The sequence below is a fragment of the Pseudomonas sp. E1BtOHC1 genome, assembly GCF_058744285.1.
The window spans coordinates 4,136,955-4,157,023 of the sequence record NZ_CP196023.1 but is presented as its reverse complement, the minus strand read 5'-3'; the positions used below and the strand labels follow the sequence as shown (position 1 = coordinate 4,157,023).

Annotated in this window: 14 protein-coding genes and 1 pseudogene; 6 read left to right on the top strand and 9 right to left on the bottom strand. The window is 66.2% G+C overall.

The window, feature by feature from the left end; translation table 11 throughout:
• Positions 1–8: 8 nt before the first annotated feature.
• Complete coding sequence (locus ACSSVC_RS18795; RefSeq protein ID WP_346632918.1) at positions 9–1,076, bottom strand: sigma-54 interaction domain-containing protein; 1,068 nt, start codon at positions 1,074–1,076, stop codon at positions 9–11.
• Between the two features lie 523 nt (positions 1,077–1,599).
• Between ACSSVC_RS18795 and ACSSVC_RS18790 the strand changes: the two genes are divergently transcribed.
• From ACSSVC_RS18790 to ACSSVC_RS18765, 6 genes are all read left to right on the top strand, one after another.
• The gene (locus ACSSVC_RS18790) at positions 1,600–2,673 is read left to right on the top strand and encodes an ABC transporter substrate-binding protein (RefSeq protein ID WP_346632917.1); all 1,074 of its coding nucleotides are present in this window, start codon (positions 1,600–1,602) and stop codon (positions 2,671–2,673) included.
• Between the two features lie 22 nt (positions 2,674–2,695).
• A complete protein-coding gene (locus tag ACSSVC_RS18785) occupies positions 2,696–3,919 on the top strand; it encodes a lipase family protein (RefSeq protein ID WP_346632916.1) in 1,224 nt (407 codons plus the stop codon).
• A 15-nt stretch (positions 3,920–3,934) separates the two neighbouring features.
• Positions 3,935–5,143: an LLM class flavin-dependent oxidoreductase gene (locus tag ACSSVC_RS18780; protein ID WP_346632915.1), complete on the top strand. Its 1,209-nt coding sequence runs from the start codon at positions 3,935–3,937 to the stop codon at positions 5,141–5,143.
• 4 nt (positions 5,144–5,147) lie between these two features.
• Positions 5,148–6,731 (top strand): ABC transporter substrate-binding protein, encoded by a 1,584-nt coding sequence (locus ACSSVC_RS18775; RefSeq protein WP_346632914.1) that lies wholly within the window; start codon positions 5,148–5,150, stop codon positions 6,729–6,731.
• Positions 6,732–7,083: 352 nt separating this feature from the next.
• Positions 7,084–9,663 (top strand): TonB-dependent receptor plug domain-containing protein, encoded by a 2,580-nt coding sequence (locus ACSSVC_RS18770; RefSeq protein ID WP_492611162.1) that lies wholly within the window; start codon positions 7,084–7,086, stop codon positions 9,661–9,663.
• A gap of 38 nt (positions 9,664–9,701) precedes the next feature.
• Entirely contained in the window at positions 9,702–10,793 is a 1,092-nt protein-coding gene (locus ACSSVC_RS18765; protein ID WP_492611161.1) for an LLM class flavin-dependent oxidoreductase, read from the top strand.
• 175 nt (positions 10,794–10,968) lie between these two features.
• On the opposite strand, the pseudogene ACSSVC_RS18760 reads toward ACSSVC_RS18765, so the two are convergent.
• From ACSSVC_RS18760 to ACSSVC_RS18725, 8 genes and pseudogenes are all read right to left on the bottom strand, one after another.
• Positions 10,969–11,424, bottom strand: a pseudogene (locus ACSSVC_RS18760) (REP-associated tyrosine transposase); the annotation flags it as partial.
• A gap of 192 nt (positions 11,425–11,616) precedes the next feature.
• The gene (locus ACSSVC_RS18755) at positions 11,617–13,410 is read right to left on the bottom strand and encodes a dipeptide ABC transporter ATP-binding protein (protein WP_492611160.1); all 1,794 of its coding nucleotides are present in this window, start codon (positions 13,408–13,410) and stop codon (positions 11,617–11,619) included.
• Entirely contained in the window at positions 13,407–14,252 is an 846-nt protein-coding gene (locus tag ACSSVC_RS18750; protein ID WP_346632910.1) for an ABC transporter permease, read from the bottom strand. Before ACSSVC_RS18750 ends, ACSSVC_RS18755 begins: the two co-directional genes overlap by 4 nt.
• Positions 14,253–14,275: 23 nt before the next feature.
• The gene (locus ACSSVC_RS18745) at positions 14,276–15,337 is read right to left on the bottom strand and encodes an ABC transporter permease (protein WP_346632909.1); all 1,062 of its coding nucleotides are present in this window, start codon (positions 15,335–15,337) and stop codon (positions 14,276–14,278) included.
• Positions 15,330–16,901: an ABC transporter substrate-binding protein gene (locus ACSSVC_RS18740; RefSeq protein WP_492611159.1), complete on the bottom strand. Its 1,572-nt coding sequence runs from the start codon at positions 16,899–16,901 to the stop codon at positions 15,330–15,332. Before ACSSVC_RS18740 ends, ACSSVC_RS18745 begins: the two co-directional genes overlap by 8 nt.
• Before the next feature lie 10 nt (positions 16,902–16,911).
• Entirely contained in the window at positions 16,912–18,111 is a 1,200-nt protein-coding gene (locus ACSSVC_RS18735; RefSeq protein WP_346632907.1) for an LLM class flavin-dependent oxidoreductase, read from the bottom strand.
• 154 nt (positions 18,112–18,265) lie between these two features.
• The gene (locus ACSSVC_RS18730; RefSeq protein ID WP_346632906.1) at positions 18,266–18,997 is read right to left on the bottom strand and encodes a class II aldolase/adducin family protein; all 732 of its coding nucleotides are present in this window, start codon (positions 18,995–18,997) and stop codon (positions 18,266–18,268) included.
• Positions 18,998–19,012: 15 nt separating this feature from the next.
• Positions 19,013–20,068, bottom strand: coding sequence for an ABC transporter substrate-binding protein (locus ACSSVC_RS18725; RefSeq protein WP_346632905.1), 1,056 nt, complete (start codon positions 20,066–20,068; stop codon positions 19,013–19,015).
• Position 20,069 lies beyond the last annotated feature (1 nt).

The window sequence follows — 20,069 nt, the reverse complement described above, 5'->3', positions numbered from 1 at the left end:
TTCGATCCTCAGGAAGCCAGGGGCTTGTTCAACTCACCGATCTTCTCCAGCCGCGCGCGCACGATGTTGCGGCTGATGTTCAGCAAGCGCCCGGTCTGCAACTGATTGCCGTGGCAGTAGCGGTAAGCCTCACGGAAAATCGTCTCTTCGATGTGTTCGTACAGGTCCGGAATGTTCTGTTCGAACAGCGCCTGCAGCGCCCGCCCCAGGTCCGCCGGAGCGGCCGGCAGCGACGCTGACGGCGGCGCCTGTTCCTGGCGGATGCCGGAAGAACGCATGTCCACCAAGTGCAGATCGCCGGGAGCGACCCGCTGCTGGCGGCACACCAGCAAGGCGTGGTGAATGGCATTTTCCAGCTCACGGATGTTGCCCGGCCAGCTGTGTTCCAGCAGCTTGCGTTCGGCCTCTTCGGTCAGCGAGGCACGGTTGTAGCCCAGGCGCTGGCAGTGTTCCTCAAGGAAGAATTCGGCCAGGGGCAGGATGTCCCCCGGGCGCTCGCGCAACGGCGGCAGGCGAATGGTGGCCACGTGCAGGCGGTAGAACAGGTCCTCACGAAAATGCCCGGCCACCACCGCATCGGCGAGGTTGACGTTGGTGGCCGCCACCAGCCGTACATTGATCGGGATCGGCGTGCGCGAGCCCAGGCGCACCACCTCCCGCTCCTGCAGCACTCGCAGCAGCTTGACCTGCATGTTCAGCGGCAGGTCACCGATCTCGTCGAGAAACAGCGTGCCGCCGTTGGCGGCTTCGAACCAGCCGGCCTTGTGGGTAGTGGCGCCGGTAAAGGCGCCTTTCTCATGGCCGAAAAGCTCGCTTTCCACCAGGGTTTCGGCAAAGGCCCCGCAGTTCACCGCGACAAAGGGCTCGCGCCCGCGGCGACTCAAATGATGGATGTGCCGGGCCACCAGTTCCTTGCCGGTGCCGGTCTCGCCAATGATCAGGGTATTGGCCTCACTGGGGGCCAGGCGCTCGATGCGACTGAGCAACTCCTGGGAGCGCGGGTCCTTGAACACCAGAACGGTGGCCCGTACCGACTTGGTCAATTCGCGGGCGTTTGGATGAGTGATCAGCGACATGGTGCATTCCTGGCAGTAAAAGCGCGGGTTCAATAGTGCACGAAGATATTTAGACTAAATAATTATTAATTAATCTTTAGATATTCCTTTTACGAATATAAGCAGTGACTGTTCCTGCCCTGCTGCTGGAGCAGCAATCGGCCAGCACCTGGCTGTTCGCAGATCAGCAACAGAGGCCTTCGACACACCTCCCCGTTCCTTCTAAAACCCTTGTCCTGCAAGGCCTGCAGCGATTTTTCCGCGCCCTGGCATGCAATCTGCTCTCACCCTGCCAACACCGGCCCCTACGCCGCAGCAACCCACCCCCCCTGTAGGAGCTGGCTTGCCAGCGAAGGCACCCGCAAGGGCAACGCAAGGCTCAAGGGCCTCTTCGCCGGCAAGCCGGCTCCTGCAGGAAACACCGCGATATCCGCCGTAGGAGCTGGCTTGCCAGCGAAGGTGTCCGCCAGGGCAACACAAGGCCCAAGGGCGCAGGCCGAGATTCGCTGGGGCGATGAAGGCAAACATTTTTAGGGAGAGTGCAATGCAAGCTTTATGGCGCAACACCCTGGCCGCATTGGCCGCGCTGCTGATCAGTGTCACCGCCCTGGCCAATCCGGCTCCGACCGCGGTGAAGATCGCCATCGTCGCCTTTACCCAAGGCGGCAAGCCGGTGTTCGGCGGGATTGCCGGGCGGGTCATCGAGGACGGCTGGCTGGAGCAGCAATTGAGCCAGCGCGGGATCACGCTGCAGTGGATCGCCCTGCCCCACGCCGGCGCCGGGCCACAGATCAACGAAGGTTTCAGCAACAACAGCATCGACTTCGCCGTGCGCGGCGACCTGCCCTCGGTGATCGCCGGTGCCGGCGGTGTGCCGGGCAAGCTGATCGTGCCCGGCGGCAGTGGCAACAATATCTATCTGGTGGTGCCGGCGAACTCCACGGCCAAGAGCATCGAGGACCTCAAGGGCCAGCGCCTGGCCCTGCATCGCGGCCGGCCCTGGGAGTTTGCCTTCAGCAACTTCCTGGCCAGCAAGGGCTTGAAGCTCGACGACTTCAAGATCGCCAACCTCAACCCCCAGGTCGGCGCGGCGGCGGTGTCCGCCGGCAAGGTCGACGCGGCGGTGCTGCTCAGTGAGGCCTACGCCCTGGAAGACAAGGGCGTGGGGAAGATCATCTGGTCCACCAAGCAAGGAGCCAACGACTGGCGCCTGGTCTCCGACCTCTGGGGCACCGACAGCTTCATCGAACAGCACCCGGAAGTTACCCAACTGCTGGCCACCGCCTGGGTCAAGGCGGCCTGGTGGATTTCCCAGGAACAGAACCAGGACGCCTATTACCAGCTGTCCTCCCGGGCCGGCACTGCCGAGAGCGTGCTGCGCCGCGACGACCAGGGCGACCCGGTGACGTGGAAGGAACGCTGGGCGCCGAAAAGCGACCAGCAGCTCAAGGCCCACTACCAGGCGCTGAGCACCTATGCCCTGGACAACCAGTTGATCCGCACGCCCTACGACATCACCCCGGCCCTGGCCACCGGTTTCACCAACCAGGCGCTGATCGACTTGCACCTCGCTGACTACTGGCCCGCCCTGCGCGGCCAGGTCACCACCCTTCCTTGAACCCTGAGTACGAGTCTTCTTGATGAAACTGTCCGCAAAATTCGCCTTCGGCCTGAGTGTCCTGGCTGTCTCCCTGTCGGCCCTGGCCGGCCCGACCTACGCACCCAAGCCCGACCCGTTGCAGGGCGATGGCCGGGTCTCGGTCTTCTACACCTGGCAGGACGCGATTCCCGCCACCCCGGGCAAGCTGCTGCGCAGCGAGCCCCTGGAAGCGACCCTGAGCCTGCCCAACGCAGCCAGTGCGCAACGGATTCTTTACAGCTCCACCGACGGCATCGATGGCAAGACCCCGGTGGTGGTCTCCGGCACCCTGTTCCTGCCCAAGGGCAAGGCTCCGGCCGGCGGCTGGCCGGTGGCGTCCTGGGGGCACGGCACCGTGGGCGTGGCGGATGTCTGCGCACCCTCCTGGCAGGGCCGCTCCTACCGTGACGTGCAGTACCTGAGCCGCTGGCTGGACGAAGGCTTTGCCATTGTCGCCAGCGATTACCAGGGCCTGGGCGTGCCCGGCGGCCATCCGCTGCTGAACAACCGCATGGCCGCCTACGGCATTCTCGACGCCGCCAAAGCGGTGGTCGCCGGGGTGCCCGGGCTGGCCAACAAGGTGCTGATCGTCGGCCAGTCCCAGGGCGGTGCCGGCGCCTTCGCCTCGGCCGCCTACGCCTCCACCTACGCACCGGAGCTGGGGGTCAAGGGCAGCATCGGCACCGGGGTGATCTACACCATCGGCGCGAAAAATGTCGGCGAACAGGACCCGAACAAGGTCGACGCCTCCCTGGCCTACGGCTTCTACACCCTGTTGGCCGCCCAGCAGTACGACCCGAGCATCAACCCCAAGGACTTCTACACCGACAAGGCCCTGCCGCTGTTCGAACAGGCCCGTACCAGTTGCCTGGCGTCCCTGGTCAGCGACGTGGTGGGGGTCGGCCTGACCCCGGCCAACGCCAAGAAGGACTATCAGGGCAGCCAACTGGCGGCCTGGCAGAAACAAGTGTCCTACCCGACCCTGAAAACCGCCCAGCCGGTGTTCATCGGCACCGGTGCCGAGGACAAGACCCCGGCCGCCGCGACCCAGGTGGCGCTGATGCAGGACGCCTGCAAGGCCGGCTCGCTGGTCGAGGGCCACCTGTACAAGGGCCTGGGCCACAGCGAAACGGTGAATGCCTCGCTCAAGGACTCAGTGCCCTTCGCCCACAAGGTCATCAACGGCCAAGCCATTACCCCCATCTGCAACCCCAGCGTGCAATAGCCAGGAGGCCCTGCCATGAGCATCGAATTCTTTACCCGCCTGCCCCTGCACGGCGAAACCCAGTTCCTCCCCGGCGACCCGCGCAACCGCGGCGACTGGCACCGCGGCGGGCCCAGCACCGGCGCCGTCTCAAGCTTCAGCGTCGGTGATCACTTCACCTACATCGACTACCTCGGGCAGATCGCCCGTGCCGCTGAAATCAACGGTTTTGGCGGCGCGCTGATGGTCAACGCGCCCTCCGGCGAAGAGCCCTGGACCGTGTGCTCGCTGCTGGCCCGGGAAACCCGCACCCTGAAGTTCGTCACCGCCTTCCAGCCCTATCACTACACGCCGTGGGTCGCGGTACAGCAAGCCGCCACCTACCAGCGCGCCACCGGCAACCGCCTGGTGTGGAACATCATCAACGGCGGCTCGGACGCGATTCAGCGCCAGGTCGGCGACTTCAGCGACCACGATGAGCGCTATGCCCGAGCCACCGAGTTCATGGACGTGGTCAAGGGCTACTGGCACAGCGAGAACTTCCACTACGAAGGCCGCTTCTACCGCGCCGAAGGCGGTGGCCTGCGCGGGCCGTTGAAGAAGGCCGAACTGCCGCTGATCTGCACCGCCGGCTCATCGATCGCCGCCCGCGAGTTCGCCGCCAAGCATGCCGACTTCTACCTGATGCGCGCCGAGCACCCGGACGAGATCGCCGCGCTGATCGCTGATATCCGCGAGCGGGCCCTCAAGTACGGGCGCCGCGACATCCGCTTCGGCCTGTCCATCGACGTCATCACTCGGGAAACCGAGGAACTGGCGCGCACCGAAGCCAAGCGTTTCTTCGACGAAGGTATCGCCAAGGGCGCGGTCAAGGCCGTGGCCGCTCATGCCGGGCTGCGCACTGCGCGCAAGCTCAGTTACGAAAACCAGTTCGCGCAGAAGAACGAGACCCAGGGTTTCGACGACTTCTTCATCCACCCCAATGTCTGGACCGGTTTCGGCTACATCGGCATTCCACCGGGTTGCGCCCTGGTGGGCAGCTACGAAAACGTCGTGGCGCGTATCCGCGAGTACCACGCCATCGGCATCGACCTGTTCTTCCTCGCCGGCTACCCGCACCTGGAAGAAGCCTACCGTCTGGGCGAGCACATCCTGCCGCACTTTCGCGCCGAGCGCGCCGCCTTGAGTCGTCAGCCGCAAGCGCCGCTGGAACTGCGCAGCGCCAACGGCCCGGCTGGAGCCTGATGTCATGAGCCAGGATTACTCGGGTTTCAGTCGCCGCCGCTTTCTGAGCCACAGCGCGCTGTTCGGCGGTGGCCTGCTGCTGGGCAGCGGCCTGCTGGCCGGTTGCGACGCGGACAATTCCAGCGCCCCTGGCACGCTCGCCAGCGATCAACCACGCTACGGCGGGCGCCTGCGCCTGGGCATTCTCGACGGCAACCAGAGCGGCAACCTGGATGCCCACAAGCCCATCGGCAGCGGCATCGTCCGAGGCTTTGCGCTGTACAGCAAACTCTGGGAATGGGACGAGCAGATGCAACCGCGCCTGGCCCTGGCCGAGTTCGCCGAACCCAATGCCGATGCCAGCAGCTGGACCCTGCGCCTGCGCCAGGGCCTGGAATTCCACCACGGCAAAAGCATCGACGCCGATGACCTGATCTTCTCCATCCGCCGCCTCACCGACCCGCAACTGGCCTCGCCCTATGCGGCGCTGCTGCACTGGGTCGATCGCGACAACCTGCAAAAGCTCGACGAGCGCACCGTGCGCCTGAGCTTTCGCGAGGGCCGCAGCTACATGCCGCTGGCGGAAACCTGGGTCAACTTCGGCGGCATCGTCCCGGTGGACTACCACCCGGTGACCAATCCGGTGGGCGCCGGCCCCTACAAGCTGAAAAGCTTCACTCCGGGGCAGCGCTCGCTGTTCACCCGCTTCGACAACTACTACAAGGACGGCCAGCCCTACGCCGACGAGCTGGAAATCATCGACTTCAAGGATCAGGTGGCACGCCTGGCAGCCCTGCGTTCCGGGCAGATCGACATGGCCAACGTGATGCCCACCGAACAACTGCAGGTGCTGCAGCGCGACCCTCGGGTACGGCTGTTGAAATCGGTGACCGGCAACTGGCTGTCGTTCGACATGAACCTGGACAAGCCGCCGTTCAACGATCCCCGGGTGCGTGAGGCGTTCCGCCTGCTGGCGGACCGCGAGGAACTGGTACGCCGCGCCCTCAATGGCCAGGGTCGGGTGGCCAACGACCTGTATGCCCCCAGCGACCCGACCTTCAACCACAGCCTGGGGCCGCGCGCCCACGACCCGCAGCGCGCCGCGCAACTGCTCAAGGAGGCCGGCCAGGAGAACCTGGAACTGGAATTGGTGACGACTCCCGGGCCGGGCCTGACCTCGGCCCTGGTCCTGGCGGAACAGGCCAAGCGCATTGGCGTGACCCTCAAGGTCAAGCAAGTGGACCTGGCGACCTTCCAGGGCCCACAGCGCAACGACTGGACCCTGAGCACCGGCGGCAGCATCGGCGCGCCCTTCCTGGCCAGCGCCATCCACACCGACGCGCCCTTTGCCGTATCCAACAAGACCCACTTCAACGATCCGCAATTCAGCGAAGTGTTTCTCGCCGCCATGGCCCAGCCCGACCTGCAACGGCGCACGGCCCTGGTACACCAGGCCCAGCAGATCCAGTACGAACGGGGCGGCATGCTGATCTGGGGCTACGCCGACCTGTTAGACAGCGTCTCCACCCGCGTGGGCGGTGCCCACGAAGAACAATCGCTGTTCAGCACCTGGCGTTTCGAAAGGTTGTGGCTCAACGACAGCGCCTGACCCACCGCACACCGTAGGAGCTGGCTTGCCAGCGAAGGCGCCCGCAAGAGCACCGCCAACCTCCAGGCCCTCTTCGCCGGCAAGCCGGCTCCTACAAGGAACCACCGCAACCGCCACACAACCCGTAGGAGCTGGCTTGCCAGCGAAGGCGCCCACAAGAGCACCGCGAGCCTCCAGGCCCTTTCGCCGGTAAGCCGGCTCCTACAAGGAACCACCGCAACCGCCACACAACCCGTAGGAGCTGGCTTGCCAGCGAAGGCGCCCGCAAGAGCACCGCGAGCCTCCAGGCCCTTTCGCCGGCAAGCCGGCTCCTGCAGAACACCCATGCGATTCAATATGAGGCTCATGTGCCATGCCCTCCAACGCCTTCGCTCGCCCCGCATTCGGCCCGGCCCTGGCCGTAGTGATGTTTTCTCCCCTGGCCTCGCCGCTGTGCGCCGCCGATACCCAGCTGCAAACCGTCACCGTCCAGGCCAGCAGCCAGTCCGACGACGATGCCCTGCCCACCCGGCCGCCGACTTCGGTGTATGGCGGCACCGAAACCAAGGTGCTCGATACGCCACGTTCGGTGACCCAGATCAACGCCGAGCAACTGGCCAACGACCCGATCCGCAGCGCCGACGATCTGGTCAAGTACGCCCCGGGCATCACCCGCGGTGGCGGGCAGAACGCCGGCATCGCCCCGCAGTTCCGCGCCCAGGGCTCGGAGGTATTCCAGGACGGCCAGCGTGCCTACGGTGTGCGCCATCCGGCCAACTTCAACGCCTACGAGGGGGCGGATATCGTCGCCGGCCCTTCCTCGGTGACCTATGGCTCGGTGTCCGGCAGCGGCGGCTACGTCAACTACCTGAGCAAGAAACCCAACTTCAGCGAATTCAAGACCCGTCTGAGCGGCGAGCTCGGTGCCTGGGTGCCGGACGGCCAGTCCCGGGACTCGCGCAAGTTCAGCATCGACAACACCGGCCCCCTGAGCGACCAGCTGGCCTACCGGGTCAGCATCACCCAGCAGCGCCAGCAGGACTACTACGACAACGTCGACAACAACTTCGATGCCTTCTACGGCGCCCTGGCCTGGCGCAACGACAACCTGCGGGTGGACTGGAACGCCAGCTACGACAACTACTACGACTACAACATCACCCACGGCTGGAACCGCGCCACCCAGCAACTGGTGGACAACGGCCAGTACTACGCCGGGCGCGCCACGCCGATCATCCAGAACGGCAACAGCCTGTGGTCGCCAGTGCTGGCCTCCGGCGCCGCCAATGCCCCGACCCTGGGCTGGGTGCAGCGCCAGCGCAACGCCCTGGGCCAGTACAGCGTGGTCGACGGCAGCTTCCAGGCCGCCTCGCCCAACACCCAGGCCAGCCCCGGCACCCTGCGTGGCTGGGTCTATGACCCGAGCCTGGCGGGCAACGGCCTGACCTCCCTGTCGCCCCAGGTCGGTCAGCGCGGCGAAGACCAGAGCAGCTCGCGGCGCTTCACCAGCCAGTTGCGGGTCGAGGCCGATCTGTCCCCGACGATCACCCTGGCCAACAGCACCTTCTACCAGCGCTCCAGGGACTTGACCGACGCCGTCGGCGCCTTCCAGGTGCAGTCCAAGGACAACCTGCTGGACAACCGTTTCGAGTTCCGTTCACGCAATGAAACCCGGCTCGGCGACCTGACCCTGCGCGACGACAGCAACAGTGGGTTGATCTACCGCCGCGAGTTCAACCAGTCGATCGCCGCCAACAACCACTTCGGCTCCACCATCAACGCCTACGACCTGACCCAGGACCCCTCGGGCAAGAACCCCGGCGACCTGCTGGGGCTGACCGGCAGCAACCCCGCCGGCGGCAACGGCGCCTGGATCGGTCAGCCCGGGGTCCCCCAATATTCCAACTATTACGGCTGGCTCAACCTGGCGGCCATGTACCCCGCCGGCCACGGCCTGTATGCCGAATCGGTGGCGCCCTACACTGCCGAAAGCACCTGGACCACCAAGACCCTGTTCAGCCAGCACAACCTGCGCCTGGGCGACCGAGTGGGCCTGAACATCGGCGCCAGCCGCAGCTGGATCGATGCCGAAATCGACAACCCCTTCGTCCTTGCCGGTGGCAACGACCGCCGCGACAGCCACAACTATCGGCTGTTCGCCTTCCAGGTCAGCCCCTACGTCAAGCCCACCGAGAACAGCACCCTGTACTACACCTTCGACCGCTCCCTGGCGGTCAACACCGGGTTCTTCTCCAACGGCCTGGGCTGGGGCAGCGGCAGTGGCGCCAACCAGCTCAACCCCCTGGCCTTCCAGAGCCTCAGCGTGCTGCATGAAGTGGGGCTGAAAGTCGAAGCCGTGCCCGACCAGCTGTTCATGACCCTGGCGGCGTTCAAGCAGGCCCGGGACCAGTCTCCGGACAGCAACAACAACATCGCCCGGCTGATCATCAAGGGCACCGAAGCGACCCTGCGCTACCAGCCGGACAACCACCTGCGCAGCGGCCTGAACCTGTCCAGGCTCAGCGCCTACAACGAATTCACCTCCCAGGCCGGCTTCGCTTCCGCCGGGTTCATCGCCGACAACGGCACGCTATTCGGCGACAACAACAGCCTCAACCGACGGCCGTCAGGGCGCTTCGACGCCGTGCAGATTCCCGAATACACCGCCAGCGGCTACCTCGACTACCGCTTCGATTCCGGCTTTGGTGCCGAACTCTCCGGCTGGTGGACCAGCAGCTGGTACCTGAACCTGAGCAAGACCGTGAAGATCCCCGACGAATACAACCTCGACCTGGCCCTCTACTACCGCCAGCCCCAGTGGAGCACCACCTTGCGCGTGCTCAACCTGACCAACGAGTTGAACTTCGTCAGCGGCCTGGCCGGCTCCACCAACACCTTCCTGCAGCCCATGCCCGGACGCACCGTGCTGGCCCAGATGGATTACCAGTTCTAACCCCCCTTCCCCCCAACTTTCGCCCCAGGAGCCTGCACATGAGCATCGAATTCGTCGGCATGATCTTCCCCCGTCAATGGTCCGAAACCCGCGGCGTGCGCAGCCCGGACTTCGACCTGGAATTCATCCGCCAGCACGCCCGCGCCCATGAACACGCCGGCTTTGACCGGGTACTGATCGCCAGCGGCCCGGGCAGCGCCGACAGCCTGCAGATTGCCGCCTATGCCGCCGCCCACACCGAGCGCCTGGGCTTCATGATCGCCCACCGCCCGGCCCTCAGCGCCCCCACCGTCGCCGCCCGGGCCTTTGCCACCCTGGATCACACCACCGGTGGCGGACGTATCCGCCTGCACGCCATTACCGGCATCACCGCCGAGCCTCAGGAAGGCGACACCTTGCTGGACAAGACCGAACGCTACAAACGCACCGACGAATACCTGGAGATCGTCCGTCGCACCTGGACCGCCGAGGAACCCTTCGACTTCGAGGGCCGCTACTTCAGCATCAAGGGCGCCTTCTCCCCGGTGAAACCCCTGCAACAGCCGCACATTCCGATTTCCTTCGGCGGCTCCTCCGACATCGCCTACCAGATCGCGGTCAAGCACGCCGACCTCTATGCCCTGTGGGGCGAACCCCTGGACGGGGTAGCCGAACAGATCGGCAAACTGAAGGCCGCCGCCAGCGCCGCAGGCGTGACCGCGCCCAGGGTCAGCCTCTCGGTACGGCTGATCCTGGGTGCCACCGAAGAACTGGCCTGGCAACGCGCCGAGCAGATCCTCGCGCAGATCCAGGCCAACCCGCAGTTCGCCGCCGGCAGCCCCTGGCAGAAACGCCTCAAGGGCACCGGTTCCGAACGCCTGCTGGCGGCTGCGGCCCGCGGCGACCGCCACGACCGCGCCCTGTGGATGCCCACTGCCACCGCCGTGGGCGCCTACGGCGACACCACCGCCCTGGTCGGCACCCCCGAGACCGTGGCCCAGGCCCTGCTGGACTATGTCGGCCTTGGAGTCAGCACCTTCCTCAACCGGGGTTACGACCCTTATTACGACACCATCGACTATGGCCGCTGGATCATCCCCGCCGTCCGCGAAGCCGCCGCCCGCCGCCGCGCGCCCCACCCAACCGTGTAGGAGCTGGCATGCCAGCGAAGGCGTCCGCAAGGGCAGCACAAGCCTCAGGGGCCTCTTCGCCGGCAAGCCGGCTCCTACACACAAAAACCGCGTGCTACACAGAACCCGTAGGAGCTGGCTTGCCAGCGAAGGCGTCCGCAAGGGCAGCGCAAGGCTCAGGGGCCTCTTCGCCGGCAAGCCAGATGGCATCCCAGAGGGGGTAGTCGTGCACGCGGGTGACGAGGCCGGCGCGGATCGGGTTGGCAATGAGGTAACGGGCAACCACGCGCAGGTTTTCTTCGCGACGCAGGGCCCGGTCGTGGTAACCCTTTTGCCAAAGCCGACCGCTACGTTGCAGGTGGGCGTTGATCTCCCGTGCGCTGGAGGATTTGATCCGCCGTATCAGGGCCGACAATGAGCAACCGTCCAGCTCCAGCAGCCAGTGAAGATGATCCGGCATCACCACCCAGGCCAGGGAATGGGCCAACCCTTGCAGCTCGGCCTGACGCAGTTGCTGCACCACCAGACGGCCGATGCGCCAATCGTCGAAGAACCGTTCACGACAGTGGGTCACCGCGGTGAGCAGGTAGATCTGACCGGTTTGCGAGTAGCGCCCGGTGCGCAGCCGGTTGCCGTGAAAACGCTGGGACATTGCGTTGCCCTCCGAATGCCGGGTTCACACTGGAAGGCTAAAGCGTGGGGACGATTGCGACGGCGGATTGTGGATCGGGGTGTGTCTCGGGCGCCCTCTTCGCCGGCAAGCCGGCTCCTACGGGTGCGCGCAGGCCTTGTAGGAGCTGGCTTGCCAGCGAAGGCGGTGCAATTGCCGCAGAAGATGTCGCCGTCAGCCCAGCCGCGGCGAGTTCTCCAGCAGGGTCCGGGTGTAGGCATGTTCGGGCCGGTCCAGCACCTGATCCAGCGTGCCCTGCTCCACCACCCGTCCCTGCTTGAGCACCAGCACTCGGTCGGCAATGGCCCGCACCACGCCCAAGTCATGGGTGACGAACAGCAGGGTCAAACCTTCTTCCTGCAGTTGCCGCAACAAGGCCAGGATCGACGCCTGCACCGACACATCCAGGGCCGAGGTGACTTCATCGCAGATCAACAGTTTCGGTTCGCAGATCAACGCCCGGGCAATCGCCACCCGTTGGCGTTCGCCCCCCGACAGGCTGTGGGGATACTGGTCCGCCAGGGCCGGCGACAGCGACACCCGCTGCAACACCGCGTCCACTCGGGCCCGGGCCTCGGCGCCCTTGATCGCGAAAAAGTGCTCCAGGGGCGCACTCAGGGTCTGGTACAGCGTGTGCCGCGGGTTCAGCGCCCGGTACGGGTTCTGGAAGATGTACTGGATCTGATGCCGCAAGCCTTTCTCTCGCTGGCGCGCCGACAGGCTCAAGGGGCGGCCGGCATAACGCACCCGGCCTTCGGCATTGTCGCCCAGTCCGGCCAGGGCACGGGCCAGGCTGGTCTTGCCGGAGCCGGACTCGCCCACCAGGGCCAGGCACTCTCCAGGCGCCACCTGCAGTGACACATCAAAGAGCACCTGACGGTCGTAGGCCAGGTTCAGGTCTTCGACCTCCAGCAAGGGCACCAGCCCGGCTCCGGGCGCCAACTGCAGCGCAGGCGCGGACACGGGCACAGGCTCCGGCAGTGCCTGCCGATGCGGATCGACGCAGGCCACCTGAACCTCAGGCGCAAGGGCGCGCAATGGCGGTTCGAGCACGCTGCATTGCGGGCCACGACGCGGACACCGGGGTGCGAAAGCGCAGCCCTGGGGCCGCTGGCCCGGGGCCGGGGCCTGCCCGGGGATCGCCAGCAATGGCCGGCGCTGGCCGACGTCGGGAATCGCCGCCAGCAAGCCCCGGGTGTAGGGATGGGCCGGCTGGCGAAACAGCGCCTCGCGGGATGCGCTTTCGACGATCCGCCCGGCATACATCACCAGCACCCGGTCCACCAGATCCTTGATCACCGCCAGGTCATGGGAGACGTAGATCGCCGCCACCCCCTGGCTTTTGCACAGCTGGCGCAGGGTCGCCAGGATGTGCGCCTGGGTGGTCACATCCAGGGCCGTGGTGGGTTCGTCCAGGACAATCAGCCTGGGCCGCAAGACAAAGGCCAGGGCCAGCATTACCCGTTGCTGCTGGCCACCGGAGAGTTGATGAGGAAAGCGCCGTAGGAACTCGGGGTCCGCCGGCAGCCCTACCTGTTCCAGGGTGTCGACGATGCGCTGGTGTTGCGCCGTCGCCGCCAGGCGCACCTGATGCACGGCCAGGGTTTCGCGCAGCAGGCTGCCGATGCGCAGGGCGGGGTTCAAGGCGGTGGCCGGGTCCTGGGCAACGTAGCCGATCAGGCTGCCCCGGGCCCGGCGCAGGGCCTCGCCGGTAAGCTCCAGCAAGGACTCCCCGGCCACGTCGACCCGGCCGCCGACGATACGCGCACCCTGGCGAGCATGGGCCAGCAGCGCCGTGGCCAGGGTCGTCTTGCCCGATCCCGACTCTCCCACCAGACCGAGAATCTCCCCGGTGACCACACTGAAGGACACCCCGGACAGCACATCGACCTCGGGCGCCAGTTCCACCCGCAGGTCACGGACCTGCAGCACCCGGACATCCCGGGCAATTTCCGCGACCGCGTTCATGGGCGTTTCTCCCCGATCCGCGACTGACTGCGACCAATGCCCTCGGCGAGGATATTGGTGCCGTAGGCGAAGATGCCGATCAGCACCGCCGGGGCCAGTACCGCCCAGGGCTGCACCAGCAGGCCGGCCTGGTTTTCATTGATCATCAGCCCCCAGTCGGCGGCCGGCGGCGCCACCCCATAACCGAGGAAGCTCAGGCCCGAGAGCATGCCCACCCCCCAGGTCAGCATGTTGCCCAAGTGCACCAGCAAGGGCGTGAGGATGTTGGGCAGGATCTCGCGCAACAAAATCCGCCAGCGTGAATACCCCATCATCTGCGCCGCCTCGACGAACTCCTGGCCGGCCACCGCCACCGCGCTGCCACGCGCCAGGCGCACCACCCCGGGGGTGAAGGCAATGGCCACGGTGAGCACGATCAGCCAGGGTGCACGCCCCAGCATGGAGACGATCAGCAGCACCAGGATCAGGTCGGGAAAGGCCAGGGACACATCCGCCAGCCAACTGATCAGTTGATCCAGGCGGCGCCGCGACAGCCCCGCCAGCAACCCCAGTGCGCCGCCCAGCAGCAAGGCGATGGACGCTGCCGCCAGGGACATCCACAACACTGACAGACCACCGCTGAGCAGGCGCGACAGCACGTCATGGCCAAGAAAGTCGTAGCCGAGCCAGGCGCCGGCGTCGGGGGCGCCGTAGACCGGGCCCAGCATGTCGGTGCTGCCCCTGGGCGCCAGCCAGGGCCCTAGCAATGCCAGCAGCACCACCAGCAAGGTGATCAGGGCGCCCTTGCGGGTTTGCGATTCGGCCAGCCACAGGCGCCAGCGGGAAGTACGGAAATCACTCATGCATCGGTTCTCATGCCGCAGGTTCAGGGGGCCTTGGGCGCCGAGCGACGCCACCAAGGCTGGATGCCGCGCCGGTTGCGGCGGATCAGGCCGACCCGCCTCGCCGTGCGCAGTTTGGGGGTCAGCAATACCGTGGCCAGGTCCGCCAGCAGATTGATCAGCACCACCCCCAGGGTGATCACCAGCACGATGGCCTGGATCATCGGCAGGTCGCGCATCTGGATCGCCGCGTTCAGCGAGGTGCCGATGCCCGGGTAGCTGAACACCACTTCCGCCAACAGGGCCCCGCCAATCAGGGTGCGCAGGGTCAGGGCCAGGCCCTGGATCGCCGGCACCAGGGCATTGGGCAAGGTGTGGCGCCAGACGATGCGCCACTGCGGGATGCCCCGCAGCCGCGCGGCAATCACATAGTCGGACTCCAGGGCCTCGATCATCGCCGCACGCACCATGCGCGTCAGGTAGGGCAAGGCCGACAGCGCCAGGGCCAGCACTGGCAGCACCAGGAACTGCAACTGCCGCCACAGCGGCAACTGGGGATCGAGGATCGACACCGCCGGCAGCAGGTCCATGTGGGGCATGGAGAACAGCAGCACCAGGCCAATGGCCAGGAGAAAACCCGGCGTCGCCTTGAGAAAGATCAGCAGCGACAGGCTCCAGCGATCCAGGCGACTGTCCCGGCGCAGGGCCAGGGTCACCCCCAACGCCAGGGCCACGGGCACCACCAGTACGACGACCCCGGCCAACAGCGCCAGGGTGTAGCCCAGCCGGGCAAAAAGGATCTCGGCCACGGGGGCGCTGGAATCCAGGGATTGGCCCAGGTCACCGGCCAGGGTCTGCCCCAGCCAGCGCAGGTATTGCTCCAGCAGCGGCCGGTCCAGCCCCAGTTGCCGTTGCAGGGTGAGGATGCTCTCCAGGGGCGCGTCCGGACCGAGGATCACCCGCGCCGGGTCCGAGGGCAGTGCCTGGGTGGCGACGAACACCACCAGGCTGATGACCCAGGCCGTGAGCAGGCCATAGCCCAGGCGACCGATAAACCAGGACAGCCAGGCTGGCGTTCTGGAGGTTTTTGCGCAGGGTTCAGACATAGTTCAACCACAACTCGTCAAAGCGCCAGGAGGCGAAGGTGGTCTGTTCCGGCACCAGGCCGCCGACCCGCACCGAGGCGGCGTCCAGCACATCATTGAAGCCCCAGATCAGCAGGCCGCCGCGCTGGTGCTGGATGGCCTGAGCCTGGTGCACCAGTGGCTTGCGCAATTCCAGGTCGGGCTGGGCCAGGGCTTGCTGGTACAGCTCGGTGAAACGCGGATCATGGAAATTGCTGCGGTTGTAGATGGCCTGGGGCGCATCGTTGTGCAACGCCGAGGCGAGAAAGCCTCGGGCTGGTGTGGCCCCGGGCGACAGCAGCCAGTTCTCCCGCTGGGGGCCGTTGAATACCGAGCCGTCGACCTGGGTCACCTTGATCTCGACCCCGGCCTTCTTCGCCTGCTGGGCGAACACCAGGGCCGCATTGACACCAGCACCCGGGGTGCTGGTCAGCTCCACCCGCAGGTCGCTGTGCCCGGCCTGACGCAACAAGGAACGGGCCTGGTCCAGGTCGTAGGGGCGCTGGGCAATGCCGTGGTTGTAGGTGGGATCGTGGGGCGAATACAGGTCATTGGCGACCCGCCCGAAACCGTTGAGGCCGCGATCCACCAGTTCCTGGCGGTCGGCCAGCAGGCGAAACGCCTGGCGCACTCGCTCATCCTGGAACGGCGCCTTGGCCAGATTGAGGTTGAAGCCGGTGAACGAGGTGCTCGGCGAGGCATAGAACCTGAGCCGCGGATCGGCCTTGAGCAGCGCGCTGTGCTCGGCCTGGACCCCGCTGGCTACATCGATCTGCCCGGCACGCAGTGCCGCCGCCCGGGAGACCTGATCCTTGAACTCGATGATTTCCAGTTCATCGGCATAGGGCTGTCCCGGCTTGTAGTAATTCTCGAAACGGCTGTACAGCGAGCGTTGCCCGGGAATGAAGCGCTTGAGCCTGTAGGGACCGGCTCCCACCGGGTTGGTCACCGGGTGATAGTCGGTGGGCACGATGCCGCCGAAGCTGATCAGGGTCTCGTCCAGGGGAAAGAAGCTCTGGCCCTGCTTGAAGCGAATCTCGATGGTGCGCTCGTCCAGCTTGCGCAAGGCCTGGCGGTCGATGGCCCCCACCAGCCCGGCAAAGGGTGAAGCCAGCTGCGGATCGGTCAGGCGCAGGATGGAAAACAGCATGTCGTCGGCGCCGATGCTCTTGCCGTGGTGAAACTCCAGCCCCGGCTTGATGCGGATGGTCCAGGCGCTGGCATCGGCATTGGGCTCGGCAAACTCCGCCAGGGCCAGGCGGGTACTGACGTCCGGGTTCCACTCCCAGAACTTGCTGTACAGCGCCCAGCCACGAATGATCCCGCCGCCCACGGGTTTGTGCGCATCGAGGTTGCCGGACTGGTCGCCATCGATGATCCCCACCCGCAGGCGCCCGCCGCGCACCGGGGTGCTGGACGCCAGCGCCGCACCGTTCACCGCCACGCCACTGTCGCAGCCGCCGAGCAGGCCCGTGCCCAGCAACAGGCCGCCACCGACAGCCAGGGAGTTGCCGAGAAATACCCGGCGGGAAAACACCTCGCTCATGGCTCGCTCCTCAGGCCTGCTCAGTGGCAGTGGCTGGCTGGCGGGCCGCCGCGACGGCCCCCAGGCGCGGCACCTCGAAACCGTGATCCAGGTCCAGCAGCGGGAACAGCAGGTCCGCCACTCGATGGGCCTCGTCGATCAGCGGAAAGCCCGAGAGAATGAAGGCCGAGGTGCCCTGCTCTTCGTATTCGCGAATACGCTCGGCCACCTGCTCGGCACTGCCCACCAGGTAGGTGCCCGCGGCCGGACCGAGGATGTTGAAACCGAACAGACTCGGACCAAGCCAGACATTGGGGTAGATCTCCAGGTCCCGGGCCTTGGGCAGGCGGCCGGCGCGGATGGCCTCGACATTGCGCTGGATCTGCGGGTCGTCGCTGTGGAAGCTGTCCAGGGTTTCTCCGGGTGGCAACTGGCGCTCGATGGAGGCCCGGGCAGTCTGCAACGAGGTGCGCTGCAGCAGTTTCTCGGCGTGGGCCCAGGCCTCCTCCTCGGTTTCCCGGACGATGATCTGCAGGCGCGTGCCGAAGCTCAGCTCGCGGCCGATCTTCGCCGCCTCGGCAGCCACCTGGCGGAATTTTTCGCCGAGTTTCGGCGGCGTGTTGGCAAAGCTCAGGTAGACGTCCAGCAACTGCACCGAATGGGCCACTCCCGGGCCGGAGGTGCCGGCGCCCCACAGGGGAATGCCGGGGACCTGCCGCGGCGCGTGCCAGCCGCCCAGGGGATGGCTGGCCGCCGCCGGGGAACGCGGTGCCAGCTTGACGTAGCGACCGTCATAGCCAGCAGTGTCGCCGGCATAGAAGCCCTGGAAGGCCCGCCAGTACTCCAGGCTGAAGTCATAACGCTCATCATGGGGATAGTGCACCCCCAGCGTGGCCAGCCCGGCATCGCTGCCGTTGACCACGTTGAACAGCAAGCGGCCGTTGGAGAACTGATCGAAGGTCAGCGCCCATTTGGCCAGCACCGCCGGTGACAGCTCCCCCGGATGCTGGGCCACCAGAAAGCGCAAGCGCTGGGTGGCATCGATCAGCGCCGCCGAGACCGCCAGGCTTTCATTGGGGCTCGAGCCCAGCAGCGAGCCGTAGTAACCCAGGCGATCACTGGCCACCGCCAGCTGCTTGAGGTGCTCGAAATCGGTGTTCCAGCGTCCTTCGGGCTCCCAGGGATAGGGGCCATCGGGTGTAGTGAGGTACCAGAGAATCTTGACGGCCATGTGCCTGTTCCTTGAATGTTTGAACGCCTTTAGCGCCTGGGCATTGCCCTTGCGTTGCCCTGACGGACGCCTTCGCTGGCAAGCCAGCTCCTACAGCAATCAGATAAATCCCGCAGTCCCGCAGGAGCCCGGCGCGATCCCGCGGGGCGGCGGGTCAGGTGCGGCGATCGATGGCGGGCACCAGGCCCAGCTCGGTGGCGCGCTCGTAGAGGCCGCTCATCTTCCATTGCTGGGTCAAGACCCCCGGGCCGTAAGGCCGAGAGCCGCCCAAGGCATCGGCCAGCAGTTGCAGTTGCGCGCCCTCTTCCAGCAACAGGATGAATTCCGCCGTGGCCCGCAGGCCTTGCTTGCCCCACACGGTAGAGCCGCCGTTGGCTTCGAGAATCGCCAGGTTGAAGGGGTTCTGGGCAATGCTGTCGAGGATGAAGTCCACCTCGGGCTGGCGTCGGTCGATGTACACCGGCAGTTCCCGGGCCAGCTGGTAGCGCTGCACCGGTACGTAGTGGAACGGCAAGGTCCGGTGGGTCTGGGCCCAGGCTCCCAGGTACGGCGAATGCACGTGGGACACGGTGGTGATGTCGGGGTGTTGCTGGAACAGTTTGGTGTAGCGACCGAGGCCGCCCTTGCCCTGGCCGAGGATGACCTTGCCGGCAAAGTCGGTGACCGTGGCCTGCAACGGTTTGCGGTAGTTCCACGGGCCGCCGTAGTTCACCGAGACCAGCAGCTCCTGGCCCGGCACCCGCTCGATGAAGCCCACGGTGCCGTTGGCGGTGATGGTCTGGGTTTCGCGGAACACGGTAAACGCCTGTTCGGCCTCCAGCAGCACCTGATCGATGAAGGCCTGCAGTTCCTGGGTAATGGGGGTTTCGTTGATCAATACAGTCATGGCAATTCTCCGGGTTCAGGCGCGGCGCTGGGCCAGCAGTTCATGGGCGGCGTGCAAGGGGCGTGGGTCGACCCAATCGGCGATGGCGAAATCCCGTTCCAGGAAGCCATGGCGATAGAGGAAGTTTTTCTGGATATCGAGGAACTCCAGGCGCTGGGGCGACAGGTCGGGAGCCAGGGTGGTGTGGAAATCGCCGCGATAGGCTTGGGCGACGCCGGCGCTGCCGGCACGGGTTTCCTCTTCAAGAATGGCGTTCAGCGCCGGGCGGTTCTGCGCCGCCCATTCGGCGGCGCGCAGGGTCTGGGCGAGAAAGCGCACCACCAGATCGAAGTGGTTGTCCAGCAGGCTTTGGTGCACGGTGATCGGTCGCGGCGTGCCGTTGTTGATGCGGTAGCGCGGCTCGGCGATCTGATCCAGATCGATGCCCACCACCAGCCCCAGGCGCCGCGCCGCATCGGCGGCGGCAGCGCCCTTGACGTAGACCGCATCCACCTCGCCGCGCACCAGGTAGTCCAGGCCGGACCACAGGCGCTGCAAACCTTCCTGGGGAGTCGCCGCACGTTCCTGATCCTGCAGCGCCACCTCCACCAGCTCGACATCATCGAAACCCAGGCCCGCCAGGCTCAACGCGCCTTTGTAACCATGCAGGCTCATGGCCCGGGCAATGCTGCCCGGACGATTCTCGCCCCAGGCCGGCAGGGCCAGGCGCTTGCCCTTGAGATCCTCGGGGCGGCGGATACCGGAGTCGGGGCGCACCAGCAGGGTCTGCCATTCCTCGATCCAGGTCAGACCGATCAGTCGGCTAGGGGAACCGGCGGCGCGGGCGGCCAGGGCCGGGACGTTGCCGCCCTCGCGAAACAGCCCGGGCAACTGGTGATCGTAGTGGTGATGGCCCAGCTGCCGGGCTTCCTGCAGAGTCGCGACCGGCAGGCCGTCGGCAGCGAATTCCTCGCTGAGCCAGCCCAGCTTGTAGGCGATCCCGGAAGCGGTGGGCACCGGGCAGCGGGTGAACCAGATCTGCTCCAGCCGAGGCTGGGCAGCGGATAAGGGTAAAGAGGCAGCAAGCGTCATG